The following is an 11559-nucleotide window of genomic DNA, read 5'->3' as shown; positions in this document are numbered from 1 at the left end:
TAGATAAATCAATATATGAAAAACAAATCTTTTATTATATCAGATTTAATTTACAGACTTTCTTGCACACTCCCTCCGTATTTGCTGTAGTAATCCGGATAACCATAAATTATTATTGCTTTATAAGATAAATCTTTAGCTTTATTTATAGAATGCTCTATTAACTTTCTACCTATTCCTCTATTTTGAAATTCCGGCAAAATAGACACAGGGCCAAATGTTATTACTTCATGCTTTTTATTAGACTCATCCTCAATATAAGAAAGTGTATAAATTATATTACCTACTATTTTATCTTCATGAATAGCGACAAAATCTAATTCTTTTATAAAACTTTTGCTTTCTCTCAAATTATGTACTATAAAATGTTCATTAGCTCCAGGAACATATAAATTCCAGAAAGCCTCTCTTGTTAGTTCTTCAACTTCTCTATAATCCTTCTCTATTTCGTTCCTTATATTAATATCCATAGCCTTGATCTCCTTTTATGCATGTTTTTCTGATAAACATAAATTCTTTTTACACTTCTTTTTCTAATTCTAAACATCCATGATATATATCTTCATAGGAAATTTTTACCCCGACCATTTCCTTTTGAAATCCTCTCAGGTCAAATCCTATATTTATTAATGAACTTCGCAGAATTATTTTATCATCTTCAGCATTTATATTAGAACTGATTAAATTACTGTAATCTTTCAGATAACTTAATCCTTCTTTCGTTCTGTTGTGAGAAAGATACTTTTTTATTAATTCTTTCACTTCTGCTTCTTTTTCCATAAATATCACCTTTTTTTCTTTACATTATAACATAAAACCATAGTTTAAAAACCGAATATTTTTATTATTTTTTACTATAATTCTTCACTAAAAACTCATCTTTTTTATCATGGAATCCTTCATGTTCTTCCATGATTTTTTTCAAAGCTGCCTGTATTTTTTCTGATATTTCTTTATTTTCTGTATTTTCAATAGTTAATTCCTTTAATAACTCTGATAATACTCTAATTTTATTTCTTTTTTACTATCCTCCCAAAATGATAATAATAATTCTTATCTTCAGCATCATAAATTATTCCATCAATTTCTTTATTGCTTTCATAAGTCATAAAAGTCTGGACGTCTACATTATTTAGTCTGGATAAATAATAAATTACGGTTTTCTTTTCTCTTATCTGACTTTTAGGTGTATAAACACCATTTTTATCTTTAGAATACACACCGTTCAGTATTTCAAAACTCTTTAAATCAACTAAATATTGCCTGTCCCCGTTATAATAAATATAATTTTTATCTTTATAATAACTGCCATTTATTTTTTCATAACTTTGAAAGTCTGGCTCCTCCTTTTTTATTTCCCCAAGTTTGCTGCTAAAACTAAAAATAATTGTACTTAATAAAATAAACAATACCTTTTTCATTTAATCACTCCTTTTTATTCTCATATTCAATCTTAAACAAGCTGGTACTTTTTCTCACACCTAATTAATACTTATACTTTCAGACTATTTTTTCTTTATTATTCCGCCATTTTCATAAAAATTATTTTTATCTTCAGCATCATAACGCAAACCATCGCCTGATTCTCCGTGATCAACAGATCTAAATGTTCCCGGATTAGCCTCATTTATTACTTCATCTCTAAAATAAACATTATTTTTATCTGTTGAATATCTGAAATTCAATACTTCAAAAGTTTTCAAATCTGCTTTTTCCATTTTATTTTCTAAATAATATACTGAATTTTTATCTGTTGAATAACCATCATCAAGAATTTTTATAGTTTGAGGATCAGCTCCTTTTATTTCAACTTCCCAGAAATACACTGTTTTTTTGTCCTTACTGTAGTCTTTATCTATAATATTAAAAGTTTTTGGATCTGAGTTTCCCAACTCCCTGTCTCTTAGATAAACCCTATTTTTATCTTTACTATAAAAATTTCCTATAATTTCAAAAGTCTCTGGATCTGCTCTCATCAATTGTATATCTGTGTAATAAACACTTTTATAGTCTACACCATAATATTGCCCTAACAGTTTAAAAGTTTTCGAGTCTATATTCTTTATTTCCTCTCCTCTAAGATAAACCCTGTTTTTATCTCTGGCATATATTCCCATAATTTCAAAAGTTTCCGGATCTGCTCCTTCTATTTTATTTTCAAAAAAATATATATAATTTCTATTTTTACTATAAAATTCGCCTAATTCCACTTTGCTGCTTCCAAGCTCAACCTTTTTCTCTGTATCATAATAACCACAATTTATTATTAAACTCAGCAGAAGAAACAACATAAATTTTTTCATTTTAATAACTCCTTTTTGTTTTTTCTCGTACATTTACTTTTCTAATACTGCTTTTCCATACTCATAATAATTATTTTTATCTTCAGCCTTGTAATAAATCCCTTTTTTCACCTGTAATTCATCATGTACTATAAATGTCCGTACATCTGAATCCGGCAATACCTTTCCGTCAAAAATGAAAGTTTTTTCTTTCTTTTTATAACAGCTGTTAATTAATATAGTTATCAAAATAAATAATATTATTTTTTTCTTCATTCAACCCTACCTTTTTTCATTACACTTAGTTTTTACAATATATATTCGAGAGATTATTCAATCTATCAAATGAAATAAAAAAGAGATAACCGCTATTCTGTTATCTCACTTACTAGCGTTTGGCACTAGAATTAAAATATACCATGAATAATTCAAAAATGCAACATAAATTCAGAGATTGTCAAAAACCTTATTCTGTATTCTGCTTTTTACCATCTCTAAAGCTACTGCATCCTATACTTCTATATATACAAAACAACCCTGAATGCTATACTCCGTTATAAACTATCTCATACTTTATTCCTTCCAAATCCTTGAAGAAAAGAGCATAGTAATTTTCCCCGTCTTCAGGAAAAATTTTCGGTGCATAAACAATTTCAGCTCCGATATCCTTGATCTTCAAATACATTTCATCAACTTCTGTACGGGATTTTGCCCTAAAAGCAAGATGATGTAAAGAACCCGGCTTTCTCCGGTGTATTGTATTGTCCGCAAATGCTGTTCTCGGAGAACATATACCAAAATCATACAGCGGATGGAGGTATTCTACAACATAAAGATCATGTTCTTCTATTATTGCACTAACTTTCTTTTCAATATCAAAACCCAAAACAGTCATTAATTTATCGTAAAAAGGTTCCGCAATACTCATATCCTTCACTACTATCTGAATGTGATCAATTGCTAACATAAAAATTTCCTCCTATTCCACTACTAAATATGGATTTTATTTTTCTTTTAAAATGTACTCTTTTCCGCCGTCAATTATTTCATATACTCCTGATCCGCAGATATAGCCATTTTCATTTTTTTCCTCTGACGGTATTACCTTCTTTATCAGATATGTATTAGGATTTACTCCGTCTACGACTTCTCCCTGGTAATAAAGAAAATTCTTATCCCTTGCCAGCAGATTATAATTAGATAATCTCACTATTTTGAAAGTTTTATGATCTGCTTTTGGCAATTTTTTCTTCACATTACCATTTATATAGTATACATCGTTTTTTTCGACCTCATATCCCCTGTATACACAGCCTAATGCATATCCGAAATAAGAATTTAATAATATTACCAACATAATAAAAAGTTTTTTAGCATAAATATCACCTGATTTCTTAAGATTTTACTTCTGTTACGATATTTAAATGTTCAATATAATTATTAAATTTCACCATTGACTTTTATAAAATCATAACATATTAGTTCTTTTTATACAAGAATGAATAATTAATCATAATTGTTTTGTTATTACCTGTTTATGCTGTTGAGTTCTGTCAAAATTTTTATTTTTATATAAGTGCTTATTTAGTCAGAATAATAATATCCAATATAAAATCTCCGGTATTTACTAAAAAATAACCTTAAAATTAAGACTTTCAATGTCATTTCTAAACATTAATCAAGTGATTACTTTGTATAATTTACATTTTTTTTAATTTTATTACGATTTTCTCATTTAAAATTCCATTATTTATACCATATATTTTATAAATTATTTCTATTTTTATTTATTTAGCACAAATTATTTTTATATGATATAATGAGTTCATTATTATAAAATATGAAGGGAGAATTCTATGAATTTTATAACTGACTACATTATTCCTAATATTGCTTATATATTAGTTTTTGTAAGTGTATGCTATATTGGGACATTTATATACATGATTGCTACAAAAAAATCTTTTACTTATAGAATAAAAAATCTCATAGCTTTCACAATTATTCTTGGTATTGGTATTTATTGCCTGGTTACAGGTAATGATATAACGAGTATTATTCACTAATCAAAAAGACTCTCTACATGTTTTACAGAGTCTTACAGAACTGAAAAATTTTCTTTTATAATAAAATACACCCTATTTGTCAGTTTTATCTGACTTTCAGGGTGTAGTTTATTCTGTTTATTTATTAAAAATTAAAGGCGTAGCCCACTCCTAAAGTTACTCTGTGTAAATTAAGGTTATGTTCCTGTTTTGTTCCATCACCATTGTCTATTTTAGCTTTTGCATAATTTGCCTGATACATAAGGTCTACTGTAAAATTACTTACCTGTATTCCTCCTCCTACTCCATAATATAATCCGTTTGTTATATCCGTATCATACGACTTTGAAGCATATGTGTAAGAATATTCGTCATAATCATCGTCATACCAGTCATAAACATACTGTGTTACTTTGTCTTTTAATGTAAGATCGTTTTTATGGATATTAAAAGAATAACCAACATTTGCCTTTACATAAGGCTTTATGTCCTTATTAGGTGTATCAAATTCATATTTTGCCGTTAGATATATCGGAACACTGTTATAATAAACCTGATCCTCATATCCGTAAGTATGTTCATAATAATCTCCATATGAATCATACCAGCTTCCTACTGTTACCTTTTTTCCTTCAGCTTTTGAATGTCCCTGATATCCTACCCCTGCACCTATTAAAAAATTAGGACTTACATTTTTCAGATATTCGATTTTTAACTCATAACCAAGACTGTCATCCCCATAATCTCCTGTTATAAAATCTGACATACCGCTATAATTATCGGCAAAATCCATACCCACACCAATTACCAGTTCGTCAGAAAATGTAGCTAGAGATGCTGCCATAAAAATACTTGCTAATACTTTTTTCATTATTTCCTCCTCATTACTAATTTTATATTCTCATTATAATATACTTATATGAACTATGTGTGAAGAAAATAATTTTTTTTATATAAAAATTTCACTTTTGTAAGTATTCTTGTTACATACTTTTAACCCTTATTATTACTGTCATATCGAATATTTAATCAACAGTTTTTTTATTCATTAAATGAATTTTTTTTTATCACTTTTTCTTTTTTTGTTCACAAATTTTAATTTTTGTGATATAATTATCATGTAGTAAAAATTAGAAATTGCACTTATTACAGAACACTCCTTTGGCAAACGGTCTTTCATGACCGTTTTTAAAATAAAAAAAGAGCTTTTACACTCTTTTTGAAAACTCATTTTGTTAATGATACATCTATAACCATTAAAATCTTTCCAATAACCCCTGCATACCATGAAATGAGTTTTTTTCTAAATTAATCATACCAATACTTTCTTAGTTTATTATTATTTTCTTCTTTTATTTCTTATATTTTTTTATATTATATACAATTTTATATCAAATTCATAATTTTATATTTTACAATGAAATTTTATTTTAGTAAAATATTATATATTCTCTTATCCAAATGTATTATCATAATATTTTTATAAAATAATATATTATATTAATTAAATATATAATTTTATTTTAAATTTTAAGTTTACTATTCTATATTTACATGTTATAATTTTTAAGTTAATTAAGAAAAAAGGAGAATAAAATGATAATTGTATTTGGAACAAGAAATCTCACTAAAAACTACGGAGTAACCAATAAAATAGAATGTCCGCATTGTCATAATACTGAATTTTGGCATTATATAAAAACAGGATTATGGTTTACTCTGTTTTGGATTCCTGTTTTTCCTTTAGGCAGCTCAAAACATTATCTCGTATGTCCTGTTTGTAATATTAATATGGCACTTAATGGTTCGGACAGAGAAAAATACAGAAAACTTGCAGAATTAAATCAAAAATTTACCAGCGGAAAGATTTCTGAAGAAGAATACAGAGAACTTTCAAATGATATTCAGGAGTAAATTTTTTTTAAAATAATGGCTTTGAAATTTTGATTTTGAAGCCATTATTTTTAGTTCCGCAGCTATTAATATATCTTTTCTGAAAAAGTCATTTTTTCGGTACTTTTTTCCTGTATTTTTCTTTTATACTAATTTTTTTCATATAATATTGACTTTTTCGCTCTATGTGGTAAAATTATATTGCTATATACATGATTTATAATATTTTATATTATGTAATGCAAACTCTTTCTTCATTTCTTCGATTAGCAAAAATAATTGATCCTCTATTCTGATCCATCTCTAAAGGTCATCTAAATCACATATTTTTTTATAATTTATTTTTTTATTGATTTTACATTACCGTATATAGAATTTTTATGAGGTTATGTTATAGTAAAATTTTTAAAATTACACTAGACACATTTTATATTCTCATTTGGCAGACGACCTTACCTCCCATTAGGGTCGTCTTTTTTAGTTACTGCTTTCATTATAAAAAAATCCAGAAATTAAAAAGCGGCTATATCAAAGAACTTAATCCTTTTTGATACAACCGCCTCTTTATTAAATTTATTTTCTTCGGTTATCAGAGACTTCATTATATGCGTATGCTTTTTTCCTGTTAAACAGAAGCAATATCAAACCTAATGCAGCCGGTATAGAAAATATCTGAAAAACTCCTGCACTTGGGTCCATATATATGATTGTTGTTATGAAAGCCAGCATCATCAAAAAGTACACTTCCATACTGAATCTAAGTTTAAAAAATAAAAGCACACCTGTTATCAGCATTACTGCTGAGAAAAATAAACATACTTTAAAGATCGCTGTAGAACCTGAATGAAAACTTCTTCCCACAGTATCCCCGTTTGCCATTAATATTGATGAAATAACTGTATAGTTCACAGCACCAAGCAAAACTGCGTATGCTGAAATCAAGATTCCTATTATTCTTTTTAACATTTTTTACCTCCTGACATTACTAATTACAATGAGTTACGGCCTATTATTCTTAATAATGGTTTTATATCTGTATTTTTAGCGAATTCCAGTTCAAATACCCCGGAATCAAAAATCCATAATCTGAGTTTGCTTTCAAAATCAAATGTTCCCGCAGTTTCCACAGAAAATGAATTAATTTTGGAATAGCCTATTGTTCTGTATTCCTGTGTTTTCCCGGACATTCCCAGAACTTCCACAAAAATTAATCTTCTTGTAGTAACAATAATAAATTCTTTTGATGTCTGGTAAGTTCTAAGAAGTTCTTCCTCTTCCACAAGCATAAAATCTACTTTATCTTTAAAAAGCTCCGGATTGCTCTCTTTCAAACCTCTTATTCTTGCAACTATAGTTTCTTTCATATCGTTCTCCCCAAAAAAGTTATTTTTATAAAAAAACTGTTTCAAATATACTATTTCACATTTAAAACAGTCTATTAATACATTGATTACTCAGCTAAAGTAGCATCTCCAAAACTCGATTTATATTTTTTAGTATATACCGATACTGTTGTGTAACCTTGATCTACTAATTTAGACAGATTATTTACTTTTAGTTTTAATTCTTCATTTACATAAGCTTTCTTAAGCTCTTTGGAAATCACTTTCATATCCTTAAAATCTCCGCCTTTGCTTAAAATAATATACACATCTTTTCCTTTTCCGTCATATGTAAAATTATTTATAACTATTTCTTTAGCGTTAGTATCTACTGTTATGTCCCCATTTATCTGATGAATTTTAGGTACAAAACTTCCTTTTAAATTTTCTGAAAATCCTATTACGGAAATAAATAAAATTCCTAGTAATAATAAGATCTTTTTCATATTATATTCCTCCTCGTGATTTTACTTAAATTATATTTCTCCTGCCTTTATTGAAAGTTTATTTTAGCTTTGTTTTATCTTATATGAATATTTCTTTTATCTGTAAGTTGCTACTTTACATTGACCATGATTTACGTTATAATAAATTAGACAAAATATAAATATTTACGGGAGGAATAAATATGAAAAAGATAATCTTAATTACTTCTTTATTAGCTGTTTTGACATCATGCAGCTCTGTATCTACCGATAAAACTAATCAGGCTGACTATAACAGAGGGTATAACAAGAACTGTAGTTATCAATACGGTGAAGGTCAGGTTAATAACGCTAACTGTAGTGCTGATACATTCTAACAGTTTAATTAATATAAAAAATAGAGTAGCTGAATACAGCTACTTTATTTTTATTTCTTGTATACTTTTAATGCTTCTTTCAATATCTTCATTCCATTCTCTATTTCAGTCAGATTATGTGTACAGAATGAAAATCTTCCTTCTTTTAATCCTTTATTAGGTGTTGAGTAAAATCCAGGTCCCGGTGCAAACATCAATGTCTGATTTTCATATCTGAATTCTGTCAGCAGCCATATTACGAAGTCTTCTATATTATCTACAGGAAGTTCCGCAAATATATAAAATGCACTGTCAGGCTTATAACATGTTACTCCTTCTATCTCTTTTAAATGATTATATAAAAGGTCTCTTCTTACTTTATACTCAAGCTTTACCTCACTTAGATAAGTATCTATTGTATTTATCAGATTCGCACTCGCAAATTGTTCTATAGTGGATACAGAAAGCCTTGCCTGGCATAATTTCAGTGCCAGATTGATAAATTCTTTATTCTTAGATGCTATGACACCGATTCTTGCACCGCATGCGCTATAGTGCTTTGAAATACTGTCTATTAATATTACTCTGTCTTCTACATCTTTCATTGTTAAGAACGACTTATACTCTATATCATCATATATAAACTGTCTGTAAACTTCATCTGATATTATAAACAGGTCATGTTTTTGAGCTATCTCTACTATCATATCCATTTCTTTCATAGTAAGTACAGTTCCTGTAGGATTACTCGGATTAGAAAACATTATAGCCTTTGTTCTCGGAGTTATCAGCTTTTCTATTTCCTCTTTCGGAGGAAGATGATAATTATTTTCAAGTTTAGTTTCTATAGGAACCAGCTTTGCATCTGCAGATCTTAAAAAACTTTCATAATTAGAGTAATATGGCTCTGGGACTAATACTTCCTCTCCGGGATTACAGATACTGGCCAGTGTAAACATCAGCGCTTCGCTTCCCCCGTGAGTGATAAGCATATCCTGAGGGTCCAGATTTATCCCCATTTTATGATAAGATTTTGAAAAACTTTCCAGTAACTCGTTTATACCTCTGGAATTAGCATATTTTATTATTTTTTCTTTATAATTATGTAGTCCTTCGAAAAAGGAATCCGGAGTCTGGACATCCGGCTGTCCTATATGCAGCTGATATACTTTCACGCCGCTTTTTATAGCTTCATCTGCATAAGGAACCAGTTTTCTTATCGGAGAGTACTGCATACTTAATATTCTTTGCGAAAACTTCATTTTTTCCTCCTAAACTTTCTTATATTTTATATATCATTTTATCTCTTATATAGAAAAATAGCAAGAAGTATTTCCTGCTATTTAGAAAAAGTTTTTATTTTTTATATTTTTCATTAAGTGCTTTTAAAACCGCGTATGTCTCTGCATCCATAACGCCGTCATATTTATACTGTATAAAATGAAACTGAAATGCTGTTATTACATTTTTTGTCTGTTCGTCATACTCTTTGGTTACCACTATTCCATATCCGAATTTCTTCAGTTCTTTTTGTACATCTTCGGGAGTTACACCCTCACTAAAAGCATTTTTATACTTTTCTTTTACTGTATCATCATACCACATTCCAATGCCGTAATCCCTGTACAGTTCTTTCCATGGAAAAAGCGGCCCCGGATCTTGTTTTCTCTGTGGTGCAATATCAGAATGTCCTAATATATTCTGAGGCTCTATCTCGTATCTTTTTATAAGATCCAGCAGTAAAACAGCCGTTTTATGTATCTGCCATGACGGAAACTGATAAAAATTCATTTTCCCGTCTTTCATTACAAAGCCTTTGTTCACTATCTCTATACCAATGGAATTATCATTTAGATTTGAAAAACTTCCCCAGCTGCTTATCCCTGCATGCCATGCCCTCTTATTTTCATCCACCAGATAATAAATAGGTTCATTTTCCCTGTCTGTTATCAGATAATGAGAGCTTACATCCTTATTCGCTAAAAGATCAATAGATCTTTCCCTGTCAGAAACAGTGTAATGTAATATTATAAATCTCTGTCTGAAATTCTGCCCTTTTGATGTATAAGTTATTCCGTCTACACGTTCGCTTCCCATTTTAGTATTTATTACTCTGTTTCCTTTTTCTGTTACAGAAGTACACCCTGCTAATATCAGTAAAATATTAAGTAGCAGTATTGCTCTTTTCAGCGCTGCTTTCATTTTCCTCCTCCTTTTTTTCCTGCTTATCTTCCTTTATTTTTCCCAAAAAGAAAAATATATAAAAAATGTATACTATTGCTGTGATAATTTTCAGATAAGGGGCAAATGAATTATCAAATTCAATAAAAACAAGGATTGCCACTATTATATTCAATATACCTGCTATTCTCAGCAGAAAATTTTTGAAGTCTGATAAAAAAAAGAAAAAATATACGCTTACAAACAGATATGCCAGCCTTATTGCACCTAATACCGTAGGAAAAAGAATTCCGTCAGTAACCCGGTCGTTATACCCAAGGAATATCTGCACATTCATTCTGTCTGAATCTATCAAAATCAAAAATATTATAAAGAAAAATATTATAAAATTCTTTTTTTTCAGATTCAAATACAGAAAAATCCAAAAAGCCAGATCTGATATAAGTATTCCAAAATTCATTACAATAAGTCGCTTCACTGTAAAATCATGTGTATTAATCTTTAAATAGGCTAAATTTACTATAATTAAAAATACTGCTATGAGGATTCCTGTTAGTTTTTTCATATCACACTCTCTTTTGTTTTTATTAATATTATAACTAAATGAATTATAAAAAGCAATTTTTTAGTTTTTACGGTTAATAATTCATTTTTTCATCTTTATGAAAAACGTAGAAAAACTATGGAAAATAAAAAATATTGTTTTAAATGCCAAAAAAACGATATGCATAACTTATCAAATCTCCTGTATTCGTACCAGAACAAAGTCGAAATAAGTGATGTTTACTGGTAAAATTAATACATAATAAAAACCAGCGGAGGTAAAAATTATGTTTATAGGAGAATTATTAAAACTGATACTTCAGGGTTCTTTCCTTATTATATTAGCCTGGATCGGGCATATATACTTTGGGGATAATGAAAAAAATACCAGATATCCCAAAATAATTACAATATTATTGAATATATTAAAATAAATTTACAGGAGGAAAAAT

At 28.5% G+C, this 11559-nt stretch carries 17 protein-coding genes; 3 read left to right on the top strand and 14 right to left on the bottom strand.

Annotated elements, in window-relative coordinates; genetic code table 11:
- Positions 1–50: 50 nt before the first annotated feature.
- The 8 genes from NK213_RS13740 to NK213_RS13705 all read right to left on the bottom strand — a co-directional run bounded on the left by NK213_RS13740 (position 51) and on the right by NK213_RS13705 (position 5198).
- On the bottom strand, positions 51–470 hold the full coding sequence (locus NK213_RS13740) for a GNAT family N-acetyltransferase (RefSeq protein ID WP_253350080.1): 420 nt from the start codon (positions 468–470) through the stop codon (positions 51–53).
- A 49-nt stretch (positions 471–519) separates the two neighbouring features.
- A complete protein-coding gene (locus NK213_RS13735) occupies positions 520–780 on the bottom strand; it encodes a hypothetical protein (RefSeq protein ID WP_253350078.1) in 261 nt (86 codons plus the stop codon).
- A gap of 230 nt (positions 781–1010) precedes the next feature.
- Complete coding sequence (locus tag NK213_RS13730; protein ID WP_253350077.1) at positions 1011–1421, bottom strand: DKNYY domain-containing protein; 411 nt, start codon at positions 1419–1421, stop codon at positions 1011–1013.
- A gap of 84 nt (positions 1422–1505) precedes the next feature.
- On the bottom strand, positions 1506–2303 hold the full coding sequence (locus NK213_RS13725; RefSeq protein WP_253350075.1) for a DKNYY domain-containing protein: 798 nt from the start codon (positions 2301–2303) through the stop codon (positions 1506–1508).
- A gap of 33 nt (positions 2304–2336) precedes the next feature.
- The gene (locus tag NK213_RS13720; RefSeq protein ID WP_253350073.1) at positions 2337–2558 is read right to left on the bottom strand and encodes a hypothetical protein; all 222 of its coding nucleotides are present in this window, start codon (positions 2556–2558) and stop codon (positions 2337–2339) included.
- 268 nt (positions 2559–2826) lie between these two features.
- A complete protein-coding gene (locus NK213_RS13715) occupies positions 2827–3249 on the bottom strand; it encodes a VOC family protein (RefSeq protein WP_253350071.1) in 423 nt (140 codons plus the stop codon).
- 36 nt (positions 3250–3285) lie between these two features.
- Positions 3286–3639: a DKNYY domain-containing protein gene (locus NK213_RS13710; protein WP_253350070.1), complete on the bottom strand. Its 354-nt coding sequence runs from the start codon at positions 3637–3639 to the stop codon at positions 3286–3288.
- Between the two features lie 833 nt (positions 3640–4472).
- A complete protein-coding gene (locus NK213_RS13705; protein WP_253350068.1) occupies positions 4473–5198 on the bottom strand; it encodes a hypothetical protein in 726 nt (241 codons plus the stop codon).
- A 725-nt stretch (positions 5199–5923) separates the two neighbouring features.
- Between NK213_RS13705 and NK213_RS13700 the strand changes: the two genes are divergently transcribed.
- On the top strand, positions 5924–6241 hold the full coding sequence (locus NK213_RS13700; RefSeq protein ID WP_253350067.1) for a zinc ribbon domain-containing protein: 318 nt from the start codon (positions 5924–5926) through the stop codon (positions 6239–6241).
- Positions 6242–6793: 552 nt separating this feature from the next.
- On the opposite strand, the gene NK213_RS13695 is transcribed toward NK213_RS13700, so the two are convergent.
- The 3 genes from NK213_RS13695 to NK213_RS13685 form a co-directional block, all read right to left on the bottom strand.
- Positions 6794–7186 carry a hypothetical protein gene (locus tag NK213_RS13695; RefSeq protein ID WP_253350065.1) on the bottom strand — a complete coding sequence of 131 codons (393 nt, stop codon included), beginning with the start codon at positions 7184–7186 and terminating at the stop codon, positions 6794–6796.
- A gap of 23 nt (positions 7187–7209) precedes the next feature.
- On the bottom strand, positions 7210–7584 hold the full coding sequence (locus NK213_RS13690; RefSeq protein WP_253350063.1) for a PH domain-containing protein: 375 nt from the start codon (positions 7582–7584) through the stop codon (positions 7210–7212).
- Positions 7585–7670: 86 nt separating this feature from the next.
- Positions 7671–8048, bottom strand: coding sequence for a DM13 domain-containing protein (locus tag NK213_RS13685; protein WP_253350061.1), 378 nt, complete (start codon positions 8046–8048; stop codon positions 7671–7673).
- Between the two features lie 182 nt (positions 8049–8230).
- Between NK213_RS13685 and NK213_RS13680 the strand changes: the two genes are divergently transcribed.
- On the top strand, positions 8231–8404 hold the full coding sequence (locus tag NK213_RS13680) for a membrane lipoprotein lipid attachment site-containing protein (RefSeq protein ID WP_253350059.1): 174 nt from the start codon (positions 8231–8233) through the stop codon (positions 8402–8404).
- 50 nt (positions 8405–8454) lie between these two features.
- Here the strand turns inward: NK213_RS13680 and NK213_RS13675 are convergent, their stop codons facing one another.
- The 3 genes from NK213_RS13675 to NK213_RS13665 all read right to left on the bottom strand — a co-directional run bounded on the left by NK213_RS13675 (position 8455) and on the right by NK213_RS13665 (position 11129).
- Positions 8455–9645: a pyridoxal phosphate-dependent aminotransferase gene (locus NK213_RS13675; protein ID WP_253350057.1), complete on the bottom strand. Its 1191-nt coding sequence runs from the start codon at positions 9643–9645 to the stop codon at positions 8455–8457.
- A gap of 94 nt (positions 9646–9739) precedes the next feature.
- Positions 9740–10585 (bottom strand): N-acetylmuramoyl-L-alanine amidase, encoded by an 846-nt coding sequence (locus NK213_RS13670; RefSeq protein ID WP_253350055.1) that lies wholly within the window; start codon positions 10583–10585, stop codon positions 9740–9742.
- Positions 10548–11129 carry a hypothetical protein gene (locus NK213_RS13665; RefSeq protein WP_253350053.1) on the bottom strand — a complete coding sequence of 194 codons (582 nt, stop codon included), beginning with the start codon at positions 11127–11129 and terminating at the stop codon, positions 10548–10550. Before NK213_RS13665 ends, NK213_RS13670 begins: the two co-directional genes overlap by 38 nt.
- 265 nt (positions 11130–11394) lie before the next feature.
- On the opposite strand from NK213_RS13665, the gene NK213_RS13660 reads away from it, so the two are divergent.
- On the top strand, positions 11395–11541 hold the full coding sequence (locus NK213_RS13660) for a hypothetical protein (RefSeq protein WP_253350051.1): 147 nt from the start codon (positions 11395–11397) through the stop codon (positions 11539–11541).
- Positions 11542–11559: the final 18 nt, after the last annotated feature.

The organism is Sebaldella sp. S0638, from assembly GCF_024158605.1.
GTDB lineage: Bacteria > Fusobacteriota > Fusobacteriia > Fusobacteriales > Leptotrichiaceae > Sebaldella.
Note: the sequence above shows the minus strand (reverse complement) of the source record. Positions and strands in the feature narration are given on the sequence as shown.